At 73.9% G+C, this 20599-nt stretch carries 17 protein-coding genes; 4 read left to right on the forward strand and 13 right to left on the reverse strand.

What is annotated here, in order from left to right; translation table 11 throughout:
- Positions 1–9: 9 nt before the first annotated feature.
- Both WBQ80_RS07640 and WBQ80_RS07645 read right to left on the reverse strand, forming a co-directional pair.
- Positions 10–1044 (reverse strand): glycosyltransferase family 4 protein, encoded by a 1035-nt coding sequence (locus WBQ80_RS07640; protein WP_336571893.1) that lies wholly within the window; start codon positions 1042–1044, stop codon positions 10–12.
- A 2-nt stretch (positions 1045–1046) separates the two neighbouring features.
- Entirely contained in the window at positions 1047–2261 is a 1215-nt protein-coding gene (locus WBQ80_RS07645; protein ID WP_336571892.1) for a glycosyltransferase family 4 protein, read from the reverse strand.
- A 413-nt stretch (positions 2262–2674) separates the two neighbouring features.
- On the opposite strand from WBQ80_RS07645, the gene WBQ80_RS07650 reads away from it, so the two are divergent.
- Positions 2675–3463, forward strand: coding sequence for a glycosyltransferase family 4 protein (locus WBQ80_RS07650; protein ID WP_337282509.1), 789 nt, complete (start codon positions 2675–2677; stop codon positions 3461–3463).
- A gap of 9 nt (positions 3464–3472) precedes the next feature.
- Here WBQ80_RS07650 and WBQ80_RS07655 read toward each other — a convergent pair whose 3' ends face one another.
- Entirely contained in the window at positions 3473–6652 is a 3180-nt protein-coding gene (locus tag WBQ80_RS07655) for a glycosyltransferase (protein ID WP_336571890.1), read from the reverse strand.
- Between the two features lie 76 nt (positions 6653–6728).
- Here WBQ80_RS07655 and WBQ80_RS07660 point away from each other — a divergent pair, with 76 nt between their 5' ends.
- Both WBQ80_RS07660 and WBQ80_RS07665 read left to right on the forward strand, forming a co-directional pair.
- Positions 6729–7466 (forward strand): arsenate reductase/protein-tyrosine-phosphatase family protein, encoded by a 738-nt coding sequence (locus WBQ80_RS07660; RefSeq protein ID WP_336571889.1) that lies wholly within the window; start codon positions 6729–6731, stop codon positions 7464–7466.
- Entirely contained in the window at positions 7463–8698 is a 1236-nt protein-coding gene (locus tag WBQ80_RS07665) for a glycosyltransferase (protein WP_336571888.1), read from the forward strand. Before WBQ80_RS07660 ends, WBQ80_RS07665 begins: the two co-directional genes overlap by 4 nt.
- On the opposite strand, the gene WBQ80_RS07670 is transcribed toward WBQ80_RS07665, so the two are convergent.
- Positions 8644–9576: an alpha/beta hydrolase gene (locus WBQ80_RS07670; protein WP_336571887.1), complete on the reverse strand. Its 933-nt coding sequence runs from the start codon at positions 9574–9576 to the stop codon at positions 8644–8646. The two genes, WBQ80_RS07665 and WBQ80_RS07670, sit on opposite strands and share 55 nt — an antisense overlap.
- Positions 9577–9691: 115 nt before the next feature.
- Between WBQ80_RS07670 and WBQ80_RS07675 the strand changes: the two genes are divergently transcribed.
- A complete protein-coding gene (locus WBQ80_RS07675; RefSeq protein WP_336571886.1) occupies positions 9692–10393 on the forward strand; it encodes a TetR/AcrR family transcriptional regulator in 702 nt (233 codons plus the stop codon).
- A 153-nt stretch (positions 10394–10546) separates the two neighbouring features.
- On the opposite strand, the gene WBQ80_RS07680 is transcribed toward WBQ80_RS07675, so the two are convergent.
- From WBQ80_RS07680 to WBQ80_RS07720, 9 genes are read right to left on the reverse strand one after another with little or no spacing between them, the layout of a single operon-like run.
- The gene (locus WBQ80_RS07680; RefSeq protein WP_336571885.1) at positions 10547–11959 is read right to left on the reverse strand and encodes an FAD-dependent oxidoreductase; all 1413 of its coding nucleotides are present in this window, start codon (positions 11957–11959) and stop codon (positions 10547–10549) included.
- A gap of 35 nt (positions 11960–11994) precedes the next feature.
- Positions 11995–12765, reverse strand: a complete 771-nt coding sequence (cobA, locus tag WBQ80_RS07685; protein WP_442893186.1) for a uroporphyrinogen-III C-methyltransferase — start codon at positions 12763–12765, stop codon at positions 11995–11997.
- Positions 12762–13739 (reverse strand): ABC transporter permease, encoded by a 978-nt coding sequence (locus tag WBQ80_RS07690; RefSeq protein ID WP_336571486.1) that lies wholly within the window; start codon positions 13737–13739, stop codon positions 12762–12764. The genes cobA and WBQ80_RS07690 overlap by 4 nt, the downstream gene beginning before the upstream one ends.
- Entirely contained in the window at positions 13732–14577 is an 846-nt protein-coding gene (locus WBQ80_RS07695; RefSeq protein ID WP_336571485.1) for an ABC transporter ATP-binding protein, read from the reverse strand. Before WBQ80_RS07695 ends, WBQ80_RS07690 begins: the two co-directional genes overlap by 8 nt.
- 2 nt (positions 14578–14579) lie before the next feature.
- Positions 14580–15707 carry an ABC transporter substrate-binding protein gene (locus WBQ80_RS07700; RefSeq protein ID WP_336571484.1) on the reverse strand — a complete coding sequence of 376 codons (1128 nt, stop codon included), beginning with the start codon at positions 15705–15707 and terminating at the stop codon, positions 14580–14582.
- Entirely contained in the window at positions 15704–17092 is a 1389-nt protein-coding gene (locus WBQ80_RS07705; protein ID WP_336571483.1) for a sulfate adenylyltransferase subunit 1, read from the reverse strand. Before WBQ80_RS07705 ends, WBQ80_RS07700 begins: the two co-directional genes overlap by 4 nt.
- Entirely contained in the window at positions 17092–18030 is a 939-nt protein-coding gene (gene cysD, locus WBQ80_RS07710) for a sulfate adenylyltransferase subunit CysD (RefSeq protein WP_336571482.1), read from the reverse strand. Before cysD ends, WBQ80_RS07705 begins: the two co-directional genes overlap by 1 nt.
- Positions 18027–18860: a phosphoadenylyl-sulfate reductase gene (locus WBQ80_RS07715; protein ID WP_336571481.1), complete on the reverse strand. Its 834-nt coding sequence runs from the start codon at positions 18858–18860 to the stop codon at positions 18027–18029. The genes cysD and WBQ80_RS07715 overlap by 4 nt, the downstream gene beginning before the upstream one ends.
- Positions 18857–20599: a nitrite/sulfite reductase gene (locus WBQ80_RS07720; protein ID WP_336571480.1), complete on the reverse strand. Its 1743-nt coding sequence runs from the start codon at positions 20597–20599 to the stop codon at positions 18857–18859. Before WBQ80_RS07720 ends, WBQ80_RS07715 begins: the two co-directional genes overlap by 4 nt.

The following is a 20599-nucleotide window of genomic DNA, read 5'->3' on the forward strand; positions in this document are numbered from 1 at the left end:
CGGTGCCGATCAGCGCAGGACGCTCCGGTAGACGCGTTCGGTTCCGGCGGCCTGGGCCCGCAACGAGAAGCGTCGTTGCTGCACGCAGTGCATCACGCCGCCGAGCGCCAGCCGGCCATCGTCGTCGTCGGCCAAGCGGCGGAGGCGCGTCGCGGCATCCTCGATGTCATCGACCGCGAACAGGCACCGATCCTCGAGCCCCTCGAACACCTCGAGATGACCGGCGGCGCCGGCTGCCAGCACGGGCAGTCCTCCAGCCATGGCCTCGAGCACCGTCAGGCCGAGACCCTCGATCGGGCACGGCGCGATGAGCATCCCGGCACGATCCATGACGTCGGGGAGGTCGGCGCGATATCCGAGGAACCGCACGGCGGCGCCGACGCCGAGCTCGTGGGCCAGCCCCTCGAGCGCGGACCGCTCCGGGCCTCGGCCTGCGATCTCGAGTGTCCAGCCCGCCTCGGCGAGGCCCGCCGCGGCGAAGGCGCGGATGCCGACGTGCCCGTGCTTCTCTGGCTGCAGTCGCTGGGCCATGAGGACGGTCCGTTCGCGCAGCAGACCGTCGCGCAGTGGCCGAGCCTCGACGCCCGAGTAGACCACCGTGCTCGGCCCGTCGATCGCCGAGGCGACGGCCCGGCTGATGGACAACTGCGCGTCGATGGTGGGCCTGAGGAGCGGGCTCACGGGGACCGGGCCGATGCGCCCGCGAGGCTTGGCGAAGTGCCGGGTCGCGACGACTGCCGGGCGACGGAGCCGTCCGACCAGGCCGGCGGCCGTGCCCAGTTCCGCGGCGGTCATATGCGTGTTGACGACGTCGACGCCGGAGCCCAGTCGCCGGACGGCGCGCGCCACGTCGAGCGTCCGCGCGGCTGGGGCGTGCAGGACACCGATCGGATCGAGCGCCTCCCGCATGCTCTCCACCGCTCCGCCGATGACGGCGACCTCGTGCCCGTCGGCGTGCTGCTGCCGCGCCAGGCGCAGGACGAAGCGTTCAACGCCCGAGAACCCGTCGGAGCGAATGGCGTGGAGGACGCGCAGCCGCGTCACCGTCACCGCCGTCCCCGGCTGAGCAGCTCGCCGAGCAACTCGAGGTAGCGATCGGAGATCGCAGGCCATCCGTGCTGCTCGGCGGTGGCGCGAGCTCGGTCCCGCCACGCGGAGCGGTCGAGCTCAGAGAGCTCCTTCAGCCGCGCCCCGATCCGGTCGGCCCGACCGTCGACGAGGTACCCGTTCTCGCCGTCGGCGATGAGCTCGGGCGCGAAGCCGACCGGGGTCGCGATCACCGGCAACCCGCAGGCGAGCGCCTCGAGGAAGACCAACCCGCTCGACTCGTAGTGGCTCGGCAGGACGAACAGGTCGGCGGCGTGGTAGAACGGCACAACGTCCGGCCGAGAGCCGACGAACGCGACCCGGTCGGCCACGCCACGGCGCTCGGCCAGTGCCCTTGCCTGACGGATCATCGAGGATGTGCCGCCGACCACGACGAGTCCGACGTGCGGAGCCGCTCCGAGCGCCTCGAGCACGAGCGGAAGCCCTTTCCGCTCGAACTCATGGCCAACGAACACCGCGAGCACCAGGTCGTCGGAGAGCCCGACCCCGGCGCGCCCCGCGGCCCGCTCCTCCGGTGTGGGTGGTCGGTACGCCTCGGTGTCCACCCCGTTCGGGATCACCCGGATCGGCGGCCGCACGCGTCCGTAGGTCGATACGAGCAGTTCGGCCTCGTGCGCGGTCAGGGCGACGACCGCCCGGTGTGCGCGCCCCCGGTAGCGCACGCGGTCCCTGGCCGCCGTGAAGAGATGGACGGGGTTGCGCACCATGCGCCAGAAGTAGTTGCCGCGCGCCCGCATGGCCACCTGCAGCAGGCCGTGGTTGACGTAGACATCACCCGTCATGACGTCGTTGTGGCAGATGCTGACGGCGCCGGGTCGTTCAGCGAGGAACCGCTTCGCCCGCGCGGTTCCGACTGTGCTGAACCAGACCACGTTGACGGCGCGCTCGAGATGCATGCCGATCCCCGATCGCGGATGTCGCCGCCGGCGACGGCCCGCGGTGTCCGCGGTGAAGCGCTCGACCCTCGCGCCGCGCGCGAGGAACTCGCGCTCGAGTTCGAAGGCCACGCCCTCGACCCCGCTGCCACGGGCGATCGCCGGTGCGATCTGCACGATGTGGAGGTCGTTCGCGGAGGGCCCATCGGCTCGCGCCGGACCGGTGCGGTCGGCGCCGGGCACGTTGGAGTCGCTCCACGCATCCGATGCTGCACCCACGACTCTCCCAGCTCCTCGCGACCTCTCGGCGGCTTCGGCCGGCCGGAATCCAGCAGCAACCCTATCCGCACACGCACGTCGGTGCCTGAGCCCGCCGGCCGGAGCACGTAAGCTCCCATGTCGTGCAGGACAGCGCAGGCGACCGGTCCCGCCGGGCTCCGTCGGTGCTCACTATCGCAACCGTCGCGGTCGCGGCGCCGATGGGGGCGTCCGTCTACCAGGAACGCATCGCCGACCGCGCACCCGATGCGCTCGGCGCCGACTGGGCGGTGCGTCGGGCGGTCTTCCGATCGATGTCCTCCCCTCTGCCCGGCAATCGGCGACTGCCGTTCGGCGCTGTCACGCGAGCTTCCCCGCGGGTCAGGAGAGCGCTCGGGCGGCTCGTCTATCCCAGGGGCGCGGTCACGCACCGGATGAACCTGGAGCTGCCGCCTGCTCCGAACGGGGACGTCATCACGCTCCACGATGTCGTCGCCTGGAGGTTCCCCGATGAGTCGGCGCCGGTCGCGGCCGCCGAGGAGGAGGCCCGTCGAGCGGACGCCGTCATCTGCGTATCGGAGTTCAGCGCGAACGAGGCCGTCGACTTCCTCGGCATCCGCGACCCGTACGTCGTGCACAACGGCATCGACGACGCGTTCTTCGACGCGACGCCCCTCAGCGCCTCCGACCGGGGGGCGCTCGGCCTGCCCGCCCGCTACGTGCTCCATGCCGGCGGAGCATCCAGCCGGAAGAACCTGCCCGCGCTTGCCGAGGCGTGGCCGATCGTGCACCGGAACCGGCCCGACCTCGAGCTCGTTCTCAGCGGCCCCCCGCACCCGACGCGCACCGCGCTCTTCAGGGGCATGCCCGGCACCCGCATGCTCGGCCGGGTCGCCGACGCGCTCGTGCCAGGTCTCGTCGCCGGCGCGGCTGCCGTCGTCGTGCCATCGCTCTACGAGGGGTTCGGGCTGCCGGTCCTCGAGGCGATGGCCGCCAATGTGCCGGTGGTCGCCGCCCGGACGAGCAGCCTTCCCGAAGTGGCAGGAGATGCCGCGCTGCTGGTCGAGCCGACCGCTGCAGGCGTGGTCGAGGGGCTCCTCGCCGTCACTGTTGACGATCCGGCGGTCCGGGCACTCGTCGCCGCCGGGCGGGCGCGAGCCACGGGCTTCACCTGGGATGCCTCGGCGCGGGCGCACGCGCGCGTCTGGCGCTCGCTGGAGTGACCGGGCGTATCACGCCAGGTCGTAGAGCGAGCGGTACGCTCCTGCGACGCGACCCCAACGGAATTCGTCGATGCGTTCGCGGCCGGTGCGAGCGAGCCTCGAGCGCAGCGCGGCATCGTCGTGCAGGCGCCGCAGCGCACCTGCGAGGGCATCGCCGTCGAGAGGATCGACGAGGAGTCCGTCGATGCCGTCGTGAACGAACTCCGGGGCGCCGCCGCGGCTCGTCATGATCAGCGGCGCGGCGGCGCGCCATGCCTCCAGGGCGACGATGCCGAACGGCTCGAGTCTGCTCGGGACGGCGACGGCGATCGACCGCTCCATCACCGAGGCGACCTGACCGGCATCGAGGCGACCGAGCATCGCGACTCTGCCATCGAGGGCGAGGTCGGTGATGCGTCGCTGGAGTGCCGCGCGCTCGGGGCCGTCGCCGCCGATGAGCAGCCGCGTGTCCTCGGGTAGCTCTGCAGCGGCGAACGCATCCAGGAGCAGGTCGAATCCCTTGTGGGGACCGAGTCGGCCGACTGCGGTGAAGAACGGTCGCGGATCATCCAGCGCCGCGAGACGCGGTTCGGATTCGCTGGCGCGCACGGAGCCGTCGACCCCGTTCGGCACGACGCTCCCGCCGCGCAGGCCGTACGAGGTGCGCAACTCGTCGAGCACCCACTGGGATGGTGCGGTCACGAATCGGGCGCGGGCGAGTGCCGAGCGGAGCGAGCGTCTCAGGAGGGCCGATCTCGCGAATGCGCCGCGGTCGTCGGCGGAGGTCTCGCCGTGCGACGTCACGGCGATGGGCAAGCTCCAGAGCCGCCCCAACACCAAGGCGTAGACGCCGTTGGGTCCGAAGCAATGGACGTGCAGCAGCTCGGGCTCGAACGATCGCCGCGCTCGGGACCATGCGAGGAGGGCCGGTGGAGCGTCACGCACCAGCCCAGCGATCGAGCGGAGGTTGCGGGCCGGAAGCGGCGTGGGGAGGTATCGCACGACGACGCCGTCGACCTCGCGAACACCCAGGCGCTCACCCCGGTCGACGGTCCACACTTCGACATCGATGTCCGGATGCTGCGAGAGTTCATGCGCAACCTGGCGGACATGCTCCTCGACGCCACCGAAGTGCGGCGCGTAGGACGATGCGACGAGGGCGACCCGCCGTGGCCGCATTCTGCGAGCGTCGGCCTCCTCGACGGCCGGCCGGAATCGCCCCTCGACCCGCACCGGCCCGAGCCGGTAGATGGCCGCGCGCCGTCGCGCGGCCGCCCCGCGGTCGCCCCGCAGCACCACGGCGCGTGCCGACGCCCCGAGCCACTGCCCGATCCGCGCCCACTGCCAGCCCAGCGCGCCGTAGTGCTTGCGCAGGTAGCGCTCCTGCGAGGCGTGGAAGTGCGCCTCGCGTCGGCGCGGGTCGCCGCCCGTGCCGGCGCCGACGTGCACCGCGCGCGCAGCCGGGACCGCGGCGTGCCGCCATCCGAGCCGGTGCGCGCGGAACGCCCAGTCGGCCTCCTCGGCGTAGAGGAAGAAGCGCTCGTCGAAGCCGCCGACCTGCGCGAGGGCCTCGGCACGCAGGAGCAGCACGGAGCCGATGACGTAGGTGGGGTCGCGGCGCAGCCGCGCGAGGCCGATCGCCTCGAGCCAGGTTCCCGCGGGGGACGGCAGCCACCAGTCGACCCGGGCGGGACGACCGTCGTCGCCGACCTGCACCGGCCCGACGCTGGCGAGGTCGGGCTCCGCGCGCAGGGCGCGCTGCAGGATCCCGATGTCGTCGGGGGCGATCGCGGCGTCGGGGTTCAGCAGCAGCACGTCGGCACCGGGCACCAGCCGGTCGCCGAGGCCCACGTTGACGCCCGCGGCGAAGCCGCCGTTGCGGCCCGGGTCGACGTACCGGACGCCGAGCTCCGCGCAGAGGGCGGCGATCTCGGGCATCGACGAGTTGTCGACGACGGTCACGGGCAGCTCGCGAACGGGCTCGAGCGCGCGCCGGAGCAGGTCGGGGGAGCCGTAGGCCACGACCACGACCTCCACGGGTGGCGCGACCGCGCTCGGGGTCGCGGCGTCGACGGATGCCTCGTGGCGCACGGACCGGTAGAGCTCGAGGTAGTCGCGGGCCACCGCGGTCCAGCTGCATTCGCGGGCGCGGGCGGCGCCCAGTGCGCGGAGCTCCGCCGCGCGCGGACCCGCCGCGTCGCCGAGCGCGGTCGCGAGCGCCGCCGGGTCGCCCGCGGGCACCACGATCCCGGCGCCGCCCACCACGTCGGGCAGCGCGCCCGCGTCGCTCGAGACGACCGGAACGCCGCACGCCATCGCCTCGACCGCCACGCGCCCGAACTGCTCGGTCCACGACGTCGTCGGCAGGGACGGCACCGCGAGCACGTCGAGCGAGCGGAGGAAGCCTGGGACGTCGTCGGGGTCGACCGCGCCGACGAGGTCCACGCGGTCGGCGACGCCCGCAGCGGTCGCGAGCGACGGCAGGGCGTCGTGGAGCGGGCCCGTTCCGGCGATGCGGAGGCGCAGCCGCGGATCGCGCGCGAGCGCGTCGAGCAGCACCCCGAGGCCCTTCTCGGGGACCAGGCGGCCGAGGAAGCCGACGGTGATCGCGCCATCGCGCGCAGCGCCATCCGTCGTCGCGTCACCTCGCGTCACGGGACGGAACCGCTCGAGGTCGACGCCGAGCGGGATGACCCGCGCCCGCCCCGCGAACCCCTTCGCCTCGACGATGCGCGCGGCCTCGGTGTTGCACGCCGAGACGCCCGAGGCGGCGCGCAGCGCACGGCGCTCGAACCAGCGGAACGGGATCGGGTAGCGCTTGCGCAGGTTCTGCGCGGTGTAGAGCACGACCGGCGGGCGGTCGCGTCGACGCCTGCGCAGCGCCCGGAGCAGCAGGATCTCGGCCGTGGCCAGCGCGAACGGCTCCTCGTGCACGTCGAGCACGTCCCACGTCTCGCCGAGCGCTCGCCAGATGGGTCGCGGGTCGTAGACGAACAGGGCGGGGTGGCGGCCGAGCGTACGGGCGCCCACGACGCGCTCACCGTCGGATGGCGCTGCACGCCCACCGGCACCCAGGGCGACCTCGACGCCACCGGCGTGCCACGACCGCGCGCAGACGACCGCGACGTCGACGCCCAGTTCGGTGAGCTCGCGCTCGCGCCCGCGCCACTCGTCGACGACGGCGCTGTGCGACACCCGCAGTACGCGCACGGCACCCCCCTCTAGACTCTGAGGAAACCTTATCCGTGGCGAGCGCGGGTCGTCTGCGGAGCGTGGGGGTGATGACGTGCAGCGGGAGTCCTTCACCGTGCTCGTCGTCTGCACCGGCAACCTCAACCGGTCGGCGCTCGCCGGGGCGCTGCTGCGAACCTGGGCCGACTGGTACCTCCCCGCGGGCGTCGCGTCGCAGGTGACGGTGGCGAGCGGCGGACTGGCCGCGCCGGTCGGCAGCCACATGCGCAGCCGCACCCGAATCATCGCCGCGGCGCTCGGCGCCGACGGGTCCGAGCACCGTGCCGTCCAGGTGACCGAGGCGGGGATCCGCGCGGCCGACCTCGTGCTCGTCGCCGAGGCGACGCAGCGCGACCAGGTGCTCGGGTTCGCGCCGGGCGCCTTGAAGCACACGTTGACCATCCGCGAGGCGGGCGCCATCGCGGCCCGCATGACCTCCGGGGCGCCGCCCGCCTCGCTCGACGAGCTGCACGCGCGCGCCTCCGCACTCGCCGCGAACCGCGCGCTCGCCACGGGCGTCCCGACCGACGTCATCGACCCGCAGGGCCGGGACGACGACGCGTACCGCGAGATGGCCCGGCAGGAGGTTCCGGCGCTCGCCCGGTTCGCCTCGGTGCTCTTCGGCATGCCGCCGCGCGAGGTCGCCGCGTACGACGAGGCCGTGACGGATGCCGCGGCGTTCCCGTTCGAGGATGCTCGTGGCCGTGACGGCGGGGGCCGGGTCCGGCCCCGGGCCGGCGCGACGGCCGCCGACGGCGACGGATCGCGCACGCGCGGGCGGCGCCGGGCATGACGCCGGAGACGACCCCGGGGGCGCCGGCTCCGGCGACGCCTCCGGAGCTCGACCGGCGGCTGCGGGTGCTCCACCTCGATCACACCGGGGTGCCCGGCGGTGCCGAGTTCGCCCTGCTGCGGATGCTGCGCGCCCGGCCGCGCTGGGCGCCGGTCGTCCACCTGGCGCCGTCGCCCGAGGGGGCCGGCGTCTACGCGGGGCTCCCCGCGCGGGTTCCGACGAGGATCGCCGGCGTGCGGCAGCCGGCCGGGGCGAGTTCGGGCGGCCGGCTCGCGGCGCTCGGCGTCGGGCTTCGCGTCGTCGCCCAGGCCGTCGTCGTGCGCGCCTCCCGCGCCTTCCGCACCGCCGACGTGATCGACGCGAACACTGCGCGATCCGCGGCGTACGGGGCGCTCGCGGTCCGCGGCACGCGACGGACGTTCGTCGTCCACCTCCGCGACCTCGTCGAGCCCGAGGCGCTCGGCCGCGCCGGGCATGCGCTCATGGTGCGGGTCGTGCTCCCGCGCGCCGACGGCGTGGTCGCGAACTCGCGCGCGACGCTCGAGTCGGCGCACGCGCACCTGCGAACGGCGGCGCTCGCCGAGGTGATCCCGAGCGCGTCCGGGCTGCGCGTCGGCTCCACCCCCGCCGCGGGGTCACACGAGGCCGGCGTCCGGACGGTGGGCATGCTGGCGCGCATCGATCCGTGGAAGGGCCAGCTGCAGCTGCTCGAGGCCTTCGCCCGTGCGTTCCCCGCCCGCGACACGCGACTCCAGCTCGCGGGCTCGGCCCCCTTCGGGCACGAGGCGTTCGCCGCTGCGCTGGTCCGGCGTGCCGACGAACTGGGGGTGCGGGATCGGCTCGACCTCCTCGGGCACGTCGACGACGTCGACGCGGTGCTCGCCGGCTGGGATGTCGCGGTGCAGGCCTCGACGCGTCCCGAGCCGCTCGGGCAGAACGTGCTGCAGTACCTCGCCGCGGCTCGCGCGGTCATCGCCGCCGACGAGGGCGGACCCCGCGAATGGATCGTCGACGGCGTGAACGGCGTGCTCGTTCCGCCGCGCGAGGTCGACGCGCTCGCGGCGGCGCTCGTCCGGCTCGACGCGGATCCGGCGCTCCGCGCCCGCCTCGCCGCCGGAGCGGCCGCCACCCCGGGCCTGCTCGACGACGAGGCGGTGGCGCGGGCGCACCACGCGTTCTACGCGCGCGTGCTCGACTCGGTGGCGTCGCGCGGGTCGCGCTCGTCCGCCTGAACCGACGCATCCAGCGCGTCGACGCCCGCCGGTCCGGCGGTCACGAACGCCGTGATCGCGTCGAGCGCGGCATCCGCCCCCAGCACCCGGTTGTGCCCGTGCCCGTCGGTCACGACGAGGCGCGAGCGCTCGCCGTGCGCGGCGTGCAGCCGTTCGGCCTCGCCGACGGAGACCTCGCGATCGGTGCGATCGTGCACGACGAGCAGCGGCATCCGCTCGGGCAGCGGGCTCGAGACGCCGTCGAACCGCGGCCACGGGTCGGCGAGGTGGGGCAGGATGCGGCGGCCGAACCGGCGGGCGAGCGCGTCGGCGCTCGCGGGGCCGATGCCGACCCTCCCGGCGAACGTGTCGACCAGGTAGCGCGCGTCGGCCATGCCGGCGATCGCGACGAGGGCACCGGCGGCGACGCCCTCGCCGACCGCGGTGCGCGCGGCCATGGCGCCGAACGAGTGGCCGATCACGGTGTGGAAGCGCCCATGGCGGGACTGGAGCGCCTCGATCGCCGCGAGCCAGTCGCGGATGTCGGTGCGGCGCCCCGGTGAGTCGCCGTTCGCCGGCGCGTCGAAGGCGACGAGCCGGAAGCCCTCGGACCGCAGCTCGCGCACGATCGGGGCGAACTGCGAGGCGCGGCCGCGCCATCCGTGCACGAGGAGGATCGTGTCGGGACCGCTGCCCCACTCGTAGGCGACGACCTCGCGACCCCGCACGTGGAGCGTGCTGCGCCGCGCGGCGTCGTGGATCGCCCGGTCGCCCGGCCGGACGGGCAGGGGACTGCCGACCCGCATGAACAGGGGCAGGGCGAGGCGCGCGGCGGCCTGCGGGGAGACGCGCTCGGCGGCTCGGACGGTCGCGGCGACGGCGGCGAGGGCGCGGGACATGGTGGCTCCGATCCGGCGGTGGCGCGGGTCGGGGGCGGCCGCGGCATCCGCTCGATGAATCAATACGAACGATCGTGCGTTGAGTATACGAACGTTCGTACGTAGACTGCAAGCGATGACCGACGAACTGCTGACCCTGACGCCGACGGATGCCGCGTCCGCGACGGTCCACGCCGACGGGCGCCGCCTGCGCGGCGACGCCTCGCGTCGCGTCATCCTCGCCGCCGCGGTCGACCTCGCATCGGTCGAAGGGCTCGACCAGCTGTCGATCGGCCGGATCGCCCAGGCCGCCGGGCTCGCGAAGAGCAACGTCGCGACCCTGTTCGGCACGAAGGAACGGCTGCAGCTCGCCGCCGTCGAGACCGCGCGCGAGCGCTTCGTCGAGACCGTGATCCAGCCGGCGCGCGAACATCCGCGAGGCCTCGCACGCGTGCTCGCGCTCGTCGACGGCTGGATCGCGTACTCGCGCGACCGGGTCTTCCCCGGCGGGTGCTTCTTCGCCGAGGCCGCGGCCGACTTCGACGCGAAGCCGGGCGAGGTGCGGGACGCCGTCGCCTCGACCCTCCGCGAATGGGGCGGCTACCTCGCCGCGACCCTGCAGCACGCGCACGACCTCGGCGAGCTGCCCTCCCTCGACGACGCGAAGCAGGCGTCGTTCGAGTTCAGCGCGCTGCTCGAGCTCGCCAACCGCGACTCGCTGCTCACGGGGCGCAACTCGTCGTACCGCCGGGCGCGCGCGGGCATCGCCTCGCGCCTGAGCGCCGCGGGCGGCGACGCCGCGGCGATCGACGCGTTCGCGGCCGTGTCCGACGGCTGACCCTCGAGCGCCCGGCTCGCCGCGCCCCCGGCTCCAGCTCCGGCCACGGTCGGCTGCCCACGATTCAGGAACTCGCACGCAGGTCAGCACGGATTCCCCGATTCCGTCCTGATCCGGGCCCTGCTTCCTGAAACGGAAGGGATGAGTGCGGGGTCAGCCCGCGACGAGCGCGCCGTCGCGCGAGATCTCGACCTGCTCGTCGCGCGGCACGACCTTCACGCGCTCGCGCGCGACCGGGCCCTCGAACGCCTCGCCGAGCGAGCGCTCGTGCGCGTCGAGCGCCAGCCAGCCGTTCCAGGTCGTGTAGCGGACGCCGCGGGCCTCGAGCAGCTCGAGCACCTCGTCGCCGTCGGCGGCCCCGACGAGGGGCGCGGCGAGCACGCCGGCCGCGGCATCCGCCACGAGGTTCGTGATCGTCTCGAGCGCGTCGCCCTTCGTGTGGCCGATGAGGCCCACGGGGCCGCGCTTGATCCACCCCGTGGCGTAGACGCCGGGGATCGGCGCGCCCGTGGCATCCGTCACCCGGCCGCCCGCGTTCGGGACGACGCGCGCACGCTCGTCGAACGGCACGCCCGGGATGGGCGAGCTCGCGTACCCCACCGCGCGGTAGACCGCCTGCACCGGCACGTCGACGAACTCGCCCGTGCCCACGACGGAGCCGTCGCCGACGGGCCGGGTGCGCTCGAAGCGCACGCCCTCGACCGCGTCGGTGCCGAGCACCTCGACGGGGGAGTGGAAGAAGTGCAGGTGCAGGCGACGCGACGCGGTCGGCTGCCAGTCGGCGGGCTTGCGCCATCCGTTCAGGGTGCGCGTCATGACCTTGACCTGGTTGTTCGTCGCGAGCAGGTGCGCGGCGTGCTCGTCGCCCTCGGCGCGCGCGAAGTCGTCGTCGTAGACCACGATGTCGACGTCGGGCACCTCGCCGAGTTCGCGGAGCTCGATCGGCGTGAACTTCACCTGCGACGGGCCGCGGCGGCCGAACACGTGCACGTCGGTGACCGGCGACGCCTGCAGCCCGGCCACCACGTTCGCCGGGATGTCGGTCGAGAGCAGGTCGGCGGGGTGCTTGGCGAGCACGCGTGCGACGTCGAGCGCCACATTGCCGTTGCCGATCACGGCGATCGACTCGGCCTCGAGCGGCCACTCGCGCGAGACGTCCGGGTGGCCGTCGTACCAGGCGACGAAGTCGGCGGCGCCGTACGAACCCGGCAGATCGATGCCGGGGATGTCGAGCGGGGCGTCCTTCAGGGCGCCGGTCGCGAAGATCACCGCGTCGTAGCGCTCGCGCAGCTCGTCGACCGTGACATCGCGGCCCACCTCGACGTTGCCGGTGAGGCGGATGGTGCCCTCGTCGAGCATCTCGTGCAGCGAGTTCACGATGCCCTTGATGCGGGGGTGGTCGGGCGCGACGCCGTAGCGGATCAGGCCGTACGGCGCGGGCAGCGACTCGAACAGGTCGATCGCGACCCGCCCGCCTGCCTCGTCGACCTGGCGGCGCAGGATGTTGCCCGCGTAGATGCCGGCCGGGCCGGCTCCGACGATCGCGACACGGAGGGAGAGGGTCATGGGGTCATGGCCTTTCGAAGGGGTGCAGGGGAGGGTCAGTCGATGGTCGGCGGCGCCGCGAACGCGGAGGTCGCGAGCTCGGCGGGCGCGTACGGGCTGAGCCGCACGACGTCGCCGACCACCACGACCGCGGGCGAACGGACGCCCCGTACCGCCGCCTGGTGGGCGATCGTGTCGAGCGTGCCGATCGTCACTCGTTGGCGAGGGCCGTACCCATCCTCCACGATCGCGACTGGGCATTCGCCGCCACGCTCGCCGCGGGCGAGGGTGGTCGCCGAGTTCGCGAGCGTGCCGACGCCCATGAGCAGGACGACGGTGTGATCGGGTCCGCCCGAGAGCGAGCGGATCTGGTCGTGTCCGGTCACCACGGTGAACGTCGTCGCGAGGCCGCGATGCGTCAGGGGGATGCCGGCGATGGCGGGCACCGAGACCGCGCTCGTGATACCCGGCACGACCTCGACGTCGACGCCGCGGTCGCGGCAGTACGCGAGCTCCTCGCCGCCGCGCCCGAAGATGTACGGGTCGCCGCCCTTGAGTCGGACGACGCGCCTGCCGTCGCGGGCGAGCGTCACGAGCAGCTCGTTGATCGCGTCCTGCGGCACGGCGTGGTGGCCGGGCAGCTTGCCGACGTCGACGACCTCGGCCGAGAGCTCGACGCCGTCGGCGGCGAGGCCGTCGAGCACCGAGCGCGCGCCGAGGCGGTCGGCGACGATCACGTCGGCCGCCTCGAGGGCGCGCAGGCCCCGGATGGTGAGCAGGCCCGGGTCGCCGGGGCCTGCGCCGACGAGCGCGACGCGGCCGCTCACGAGTTCGCCCCCGTCAGTCCGCGTCGGCGCAGCAGGCCGCGCTCGATGGGCGCGAACACGAGCAGCTCGATCACGACGCCGATCGCGAGGATCACGAGGATCGTGCCGAGCGCGCCTGCGAGGTCGGCCAGGTCGCGGCTCTGCTGCAGCATCGAGCCGAGGCCGAAGCCGATCGTGCCGCCGAAGGCGATGATCTCGGCCGCCATCAGCGAGCGCCACGAGAACGCCCACCCCTGCTTGAGCCCGGCGAGGTACCCGGGCAGCGCCGCGGGCACGACGACTGCGGTGGCGAGCTGCCAGCGCGAGGCGCCGAGCACGGTGCCCACGCGACGCAGCTGCGGCGGCACCTGGTCGATGCCCGCGACGAGCCCGTTGGCGATGGATGGCACGGCGCCCATGAGGACGACGAAGTACACCGTGGCATCCGACAGCCCGAACCAGATGATCGCGGCGGGCACCCACGCGACCGACGGCAGCACCTGCAGGCCGGACAGCAGCGGGCCGAGCGCGCGGCGGAGCAGGCGCCACTCGGCGAGCAGCAGGCCGAGCGGCGTGCCGATCGCGATGGCGATGAGGAACCCGAGGACGCCGCGCTCGAGGCTCGTCGTCACGGCGAGCTGGAGGCGGCCGGACTCCCAGGCCTGCCCGAGCGCGGCGGCCACGTCGAGCGGGCCCGGCGAGAGGTCGGGGCGCGGCTGCGCGATGAGGGTGTAGGCCTGCCACGCGGCGATGAGCAGCGCGATGAGCACGACCGGCGGCAGCGCGCCGTCGATCAGGCGCCGCCACCTCGGGCGCGACGTGCGCCTCTCGGTCTGGAGGGCGTCGAGCCCGCGCAGGTCGGCGTTCAGCGAGTCGGCCGCCTCTGCGGGTCGAGGAGGCCGCGCAGCGGCCGTCTCGAGACCGGTCGGGTCGGTGGCGGGGGTCTCGAGACGGGCCTCCGGCCCTCCTCGATCCACGGAGACGAGGTCAGGCATTGCGACGGATCTCCCTTCGCAGGTGCTCGGTGATCTCGATCGAGAGCGTGCCGACCTGCGGCGACTCGATGCGACGGGGTCCCTCGTCGGCGATCTCCCACTCGCGCACGATGCGCCCCGGTCGGCTCGACATGAGCAGCACGCGCTGGCCGAGTCGCACGGCCTCGCGCACGTTGTGCGTGACGAACACGATCGTTCGGCCCGTCTCGCGCCAGACGCGCTGGAGCTCCTCGTGCAGCAGGTCGCGCGTGATCGCGTCGAGCGCCGCGAACGGCTCGTCCATGAGGAGCACCGGGCGGTCCTGCGCGAGGGCCCGCGCGAGGGCGACGCGCTGGCGCATGCCGCCCGACAGCTCGTGCGGGCGCTTCTCCGCGGCATCCGCGAGGTTCACGACCTCGAGCAGCTCGAGGGCGCGCGCCCGGCGGGCCGAGGCCGAGAGCCCCGACCCGCCGAGCCGCAGCGCGAGCTCGACGTTGCGCCGTGCCGTGAGCCACGGCAGCAGCGACGCGTCCTGGAACATCACCGCGGCGCCGCCGTCGGCGACCTCGACCGTGCCGCTGCTCGGCTTCTCGAGCCCGGCGACGATCGAGAGCAGCGTCGACTTGCCGCAGCCCGACGCGCCGAGCAGGCACGTGAACTGGCCCGGCGCGACGTCCAGGTCGATGCCCTCGAGCACGACCGGCCCGTCGTCGGCGTACCGCTTGCCGAGGCCGGCGATGCGGATGGCGGGGGCGTCGGTTCCCGGGGGTCGGGGCTCGAGACCCGCCTGCGGCGCGCCTCGACCCGCTGGGGGCGGCGCTCCTCGACCCGCGGAGCGTGCCGCGGTGATGGTGGACATGCCTACTCCGTCCCGAGGCCCGCCGCGCTCACGGGCTCCTCGCCGGCCTCGTCGAGCACGGCGTTCAGCGCCGACAGGTCGAACAGCCCGTCGATGTCCCCGGCCTTGGACGTGCCCGCGTCGACGCCGTCCTGGAGCAGCTGCTCGAACGTGCCGGCGTGCGGGTCGGTCGTGAAGGCGACGTGGTCGAGCGCCCGGTCGATGACCGCGTCGGAGAGCCCCTTGCCCGCGTCGGCGGTCAGCCGCGCGTTGATGACGTCGGCCGCGGCATCCGCGTTCTCGTGCAGCCAGTCGACGGATGCCGCGTGGCCGGCCACGAGCGCCCGGACCGTCTCGGGGTGCTCGGCCAGGAACTCGGCGCGCACGAGCAGCACCGTCGTCGGGAACTCGCCGTCCTCCCAGAGGTCGGCCTCGTCGACGAGCACGTCGGCGCCGGCGTCGACGACGAGCCGCGAGACCCACGGCTCGGGCAGCCACGCGCCGTCGATCTCGCCCGACTGGAAGAGCGTGAGCGTCTGCGCGTTCTCGGTCGGCGAGATCGTCACGTCTCCGCCGCCCGTGGTCGAGGTCGTGTACCCCTCCTCGGCGAGCCAGGTGCGCAGCGCGACATCCTGCGTGTTGCCGAGCTGCGGCGTCGCGAGGTTGGCGCCCTCGAGGTCCTCGGCGCCGTCGATGCCGGGCTGCACGACGAGCGCCGCACCGCCGCTCGCGGCGCCGGCGACGATGCGCGCCGACTGGCCGCCCGACGCGACGAACGTGTTGATCGCCGGGTTCGGGCCGATGTACGTCGCGTCGATCGCGCCGGCGGAGAGTGCCTCGATCGCGGCGGGGCCGGCGTTGAACACCTGCGTCGACAGCGCCGTGTCGCCGAGCGCGTCCTCGATGAGGCCCTCCTCGAGCCCGACGAGCGCGGGCGCGTGCGTGACGTTGGCGAAGTAGCCGAGGCGGAGCTCCTCGGCGGGCGTGCCGGTCGCCTCGGCCGCGGGCGCCTCGGGCTGCGTCCCCGCACCCGACGCGGGCGTGGCCGCGCAGCCGGAGAGGGTCGCGGTCGTGAGGATCGCACCCGCGAGCATCATGCCGGCGAGGTCTCCGAGTCGGGTCGAGCGGATGGCGCGCGGACGAGCGGTCATGCTGAATCTCCTTCGGTGACGATGCCGGCGGCGAGGGTTGCGCCGTCGTGCGGATGGATGACGAGGAACGCCCCCGCCCGGCGGTGTGCGGCGTAGGGCTCGACGGCGAGGTCCGCCGCGAGCTTCAGCCGCACGAGTCCGATGTCGTTGGTCTCGAGCGCCGCGGTCGGCGTCGACTCGAGCGTGTCGAGGTCGAGGCGGCCCCGGATGTCGGTGACGAGCGCCTGCACGGTCGTCGTGCCGTGCTTGACCAGGACGCGCGCGCCCGTGGTGAGCGGGCGCCCGTCGAGCTGGAACACGTCGGCGTCGATCTCGCGCCGCGGCGCGGAGAGCGACCCGGCCGCGGCGATCACGGCCCCGCGCGCCGCGTCGACGGGGTCGGCGAGCCGCAGCGACACCGAGAGCGGGGCGGAGGCCTCGTCGACGGCGACCGGTCCGCGGTCGATGGCCGCGACGGTGGTCCGGATGCCGGCGGGGAACACCTCGACTTCGTCGCCGACGCGAACGGTCCCCGACTCGATGCGGCCCGCGAAGGCGCGGTAGTCACGGAAGCGGTCCTCGGTCTCGAGACGCGACTCCGTCGCTCCTCGACCCGCAGCCAGGAGTTCCGGCGAGAGCGCGCCCTGCGGGCGGATCACGAGCTGCACCGGCAGCCGCAGCGCCTCGAGGTCGGTCTCGAGCTCGTCGATCGTCGCGAGCTCCTCGAGCAGCTCGAGCAGGCTCGGTCCGTCGTACCAGGGCGTCTCCGCCGAGCGCTCGACGACGTTGTCGCCCGCGAGCGCCGACACCGGGATGACGTGCGCGTCGGGCAGGCCGAGGTCGCGCGCGAGCGCGGCGACATCCGTCGCCACCGCCTCGAATGCGGCGCGGTCGTAGCCGACGAGGTCGATCTTGTTCACCGCCACGATGACGTGCGGCACGCGCAGCAGCTGCACGACCGCGAGGTGGCGGCGGGTCTGCTCCAGCACGCCGTTGCGGACGTCGACGAGCACGACGACCGCGTCGGCCGTCGCCGAGCCCGTGACCATGTTGCGCGTGTACTGCACGTGGCCGGGGCAGTCGGCGAGGATGAACGACCGACGGCCGGTCGAGAAGTAGCGGTAGGCGACGTCGATCGTGATGCCCTGCTCGCGCTCGGCGCGCAGGCCGTCGGTGAGGAGGGCGAAGTCGATCGCGCCGGGCTCGCCGCCGAAGCCGCGCTCGGCGCTCGTGCGCGCGACCGACTCGAGCTGGTCGGCGAGGATCGCCTTGGAGTCGTGCAGGAGGCGGCCGACGAGCGTCGACTTGCCGTCGTCGACCGACCCCGCGGTCGCGAAGCGGAACAGCGAACCCACGGTGGCAGCGGCGCCATCGATCGCGGTGGGGGCCGGAGTCGTCGCGCTCATCAGAAGTACCCGTCCTTCTTGCGGTCCTCCATGGCCGCCTCCGAGAGGCGGTCGTCGGCGCGGGTCGCGCCGCGCTCGGTGAGGGTGGATGCCGCGACCTCGCGGACGATGTCCGACAGCGTGGCGGCATCCGACACCACCGCGCCGGTGCAGCTCAGGTCGCCGACGGTGCGGTACCGCACGGTGCGGCGCTCGACCGTCTCGCCCTCGCGCGGCGCGGAGACGTCGCTCACCGCGAGCCACATGCCGTCGCGCGCATACACGTCGCGCTCGTGCGCGAAGTACAACGGCGGCAGCGCGATGCCCTCGCGCTCGATGTAGCGCCACACGTCCAGCTCGGTCCAGTTCGAGATCGGGAACGCGCGCACGTGCTGGCCGACCGTGTGCCGGCCGTTGTACAGGCTCCAGAGCTCGGGGCGCTGGTTGCGCGGATCCCACTGGCCGAACTCGTCGCGCAGCGAGATGATGCGCTCCTTGGCGCGGGCCTTGTCCTCGTCGCGGCGCGCGCCGCCGAACACGGCGTCGTGCCGGCCGGCCGCGATCGCATCGAGCAGCGGCTGCGTCTGCAGCGGATTGCGCGTGCCGTCCGCCCGCTCCTGCAAGCGCCCGTCGTCGAGGTAGTCCTGCACCGAGGCGACCTCGAGGCGGATGCCGAGGCGCTCGACGGTCTCGTCCCGGAACCGCAGCACCTCGGGGAAGTTGTGTCCGGTGTCGACGTGCAGCACCGGGAACGGCACGCGCCCCGGCCAGAACGCCTTCGCCGCGAGGTGCAGCACGACGACGGAGTCCTTGCCGCCCGAGAACAGCAGCACGGGCCGCTCGAACTCGGCGACGACCTCGCGGATGACGTGGATGGCCTCGGCCTCGAGCGCGTCGAGCGCGTCGAGGTGCGCCGCGGCCGGGCGCGCGGTCACGGTCGCATCGCTGGTGTCGGTCATAGGTGCAACCCGCATTCCGTCTTGGCGAGGCCGGCCCAGCGGCCCGACCTCGGGTCTTCGCCCGCGGCGACGGGCTTCGTGCACGGCTCGCAGCCGATCGAGGGATAGCCGTGCGACATGAGGAGGTTCACGGGCACCTGGTTGGCGCCCGCGTAGTCGAGGAGGTCGTCGAAGCTCCACGCCGCGACGGGGTTCACCTTCACGAGCCCGTTCCGCTCGTCGTACGTGACGAGCGGCGTGAGCGCGCGGGTCGGCGCCTCCTCGCGGCGGACGCCCGTGAACCACACCTCGTACCCGCCGAGTGCGCGCTGGAGCGGCTCGACCTTGCGGCGCGCGCAGCACAGCCCCGGGTCGCGCGCGAACAGCTCGGCGCCGAACCCGGCGTCCTGCTCCGCGACCGTCTGCTCGGGGAGCACGTCGACGATGCGCACGTCGAACGCGCGGGCGACCTCGTCACGCGTCGCGTGGGTCTCGGTGAAGTGGTAGCCCGTGTCGAGGAACAGCACGTCGACGCCGGGCAGGTGCTGCGCGACCAGGTGGGGGAGCGCGGCGTCGGCCATCGAGCACGCGACCGCCGCGGCATCCGTCGCGAAGTTCGCCGCGACCCAGGCGACGACCTCGGCGGGGGATGCCTCGCGGTCGGTGAGGCTCCCAAGGGCAGCGTTGCCGGCCTCGGCGAGGGCGCGGAGGTCGTCGGCGGAACGGAATCGTGCCGGTCGAGGGGGCCGCTCAGCGGCCGTCTCGAGACCGAGGCGCGACGGGGTCTCGAGACGCTCGCCGGCGTTCGCTCCTCGATCCGCGGGCGGGAGGCCGATGTTGCGCGCGCTCATCGCAGCGCCTCCTCGTCGGCGCGGTGCGCCCACTGCGCGAACGTCTCGCCCGCGCGCGCGTCGCGTTCGCCGAGGAACCGCGTCACCACCCGCTCGACGTAGTCCGCGATGCCGTCGGCCGTGACCTTGAGCCCGCGGACCGTGCGGCCGAGGCCGGCCTCGTCGCGGTCCTGCGAGGCGAGCCCGCCGCCGAGGTGCACCTGGTACCCGGGCACCTGCTCGCCGTCGATGGTGACGAGCTGGCCCTTCAGCCCGATGTCGGCGGTCTGGATGCGCGCGCACGAGTTCGGGCATCCGTTCACGTGCAGGGCGATCGGGTGCGGCAGGTCGAAGGCCGCGAGTCGCTCCTCCAGGTCGAGCACGGCGGCGGTCGCGAAGGCCTTGGTCTCCACGATCGCGAGCTTGCAGAACTCGATGCCCGTGCACGCGATCGTGCCGCGACGGATGAGGCTCGGCCGTGCCTGCAGGCCGAGCTCGTCCAAGCCCGCGATGAGCGACTCCACGCGCTCCTCGGCGACGTCGAGGATGACGACCTTCTGGTGCGGCGTGGTGCGCAGCCGGGTCGACCCGTGGGCCTCGACGAGATCCGCGAGGCGCGTGAGCGTCGGACCGGAGACGCGACCGACGATGGGCGTCGCGCCGACGTAGAAGCGTCCGTCCTTCTGCCGGTGCACGCCGACGTGGTCGCCGGGCGTCGCGGGCGTCGGCGCGGCCGGCCCGTCGGGCAGTGCGGCGCCGAGGTACTCGGTCTCGAGCACGGAGCGGAAGCGCTCGACGCCCCAGTCCGCGAGCAGGAACTTCAGCCGCGCCTTGTTGCGAAGCCGCCGGTAGCCGTAGTCGCGGAAGATCTGCGCGACCCCGTGCCAGACGTCGGCGACGAGTGACGGCGCGACCCACACGCCGAGCCGCTCCGCGAGCCGCGGCGCGGTCGACAGGCCGCCCCCGACCCACAGGTCGTACCCCGCGCCGAGCGTCGGATGCTCGACCGCGACGAACGCCACGTCGTTGATCTCGTGCACGACGTCCTGGCTCGGATGCCCGGTGATGGCCGACTTGAACTTGCGCGGCAGGTTCGCGAGCGACTCGTCGCCGATGAACCGCGCGGTGATCTCGTCGATCTGCGGCGTCGGGTCGATGAGCTCGTCGGCCGCGATGCCCGCGACGGGCGAGCCGAGGATGACGCGCGGCACGTCGCCGCACGCCTCGGTGGTGCCGAGCCCGACGGCCTCGAGTCGGCGCCAGATCTCGGGCACGTCCTCGACGCGCACCCAGTGCAGCTGCACGTTCTGGCGGTCCGTGAGGTCGGCCGTGCCACGGGCGAACTCGGTCGAGATGCCGCCGATGACGCGGAGCTGCTCGGTCGTGAGCTGCCCGCCGTCGATGCGGACGCGCAGCATGAAGTACTCGTCCTCGAGCTCGTGCGGCTCGAGCGTCGCGGTGCGGCCGCCGTCGATCCCGGGCTTGCGCTGCGTGTACAGCCCCCACCACCGGAAGCGCCCGTGCAGGTCGGTCGGGTCGATCGAGGCGAAGCCGCCGGCCGCGTAGGTCGTCTCGATGCGCTCGCGCACGCTCAGGCCGCCGTCGGCCTGCTTCCACTCCTCGTTGGCGTTGAGCGGCGTCGTGCCGTCGACCTTCCACTGCCCGTTGGGCTTCGCCGAGGGTCGGGGCGTGCGGATGTCGCGTGCCGGGCGCTCGGCGCGCGGCGCCCGCGGCGCGGCATCCGTCGTCTCGATCGTCAC

This window comes from Agromyces sp. CCNWLW213 (assembly GCF_037199545.1).
Taxonomy (GTDB): domain Bacteria; phylum Actinomycetota; class Actinomycetes; order Actinomycetales; family Microbacteriaceae; genus Agromyces.

Coding starts and splice junctions, on each gene's coding strand:
- WBQ80_RS07650 (WP_337282509.1), top strand. CDS start 2,675: ATGAACCTGGAGCTGCCGCCTGCTCCGAACGGGGACGTCATCACGCTC.
- WBQ80_RS07665 (WP_336571888.1), top strand. CDS start 7,463: ATGACGCCGGAGACGACCCCGGGGGCGCCGGCTCCGGCGACGCCTCCG.
- WBQ80_RS07670 (WP_336571887.1), bottom strand. CDS start 9,576: ATGTCCCGCGCCCTCGCCGCCGTCGCCGCGACCGTCCGAGCCGCCGAG.
- WBQ80_RS07675 (WP_336571886.1), top strand. CDS start 9,692: ATGACCGACGAACTGCTGACCCTGACGCCGACGGATGCCGCGTCCGCG.
- WBQ80_RS07680 (WP_336571885.1), bottom strand. CDS start 11,959: ATGACCCTCTCCCTCCGTGTCGCGATCGTCGGAGCCGGCCCGGCCGGC.
- WBQ80_RS07690 (WP_336571486.1), bottom strand. CDS start 13,739: ATGCCTGACCTCGTCTCCGTGGATCGAGGAGGGCCGGAGGCCCGTCTC.
- WBQ80_RS07695 (WP_336571485.1), bottom strand. CDS start 14,577: ATGTCCACCATCACCGCGGCACGCTCCGCGGGTCGAGGAGCGCCGCCC.
- WBQ80_RS07700 (WP_336571484.1), bottom strand. CDS start 15,707: ATGACCGCTCGTCCGCGCGCCATCCGCTCGACCCGACTCGGAGACCTC.
- WBQ80_RS07705 (WP_336571483.1), bottom strand. CDS start 17,092: ATGAGCGCGACGACTCCGGCCCCCACCGCGATCGATGGCGCCGCTGCC.
- cysD (WP_336571482.1), bottom strand. CDS start 18,030: ATGACCGACACCAGCGATGCGACCGTGACCGCGCGCCCGGCCGCGGCG.
- WBQ80_RS07715 (WP_336571481.1), bottom strand. CDS start 18,860: ATGAGCGCGCGCAACATCGGCCTCCCGCCCGCGGATCGAGGAGCGAAC.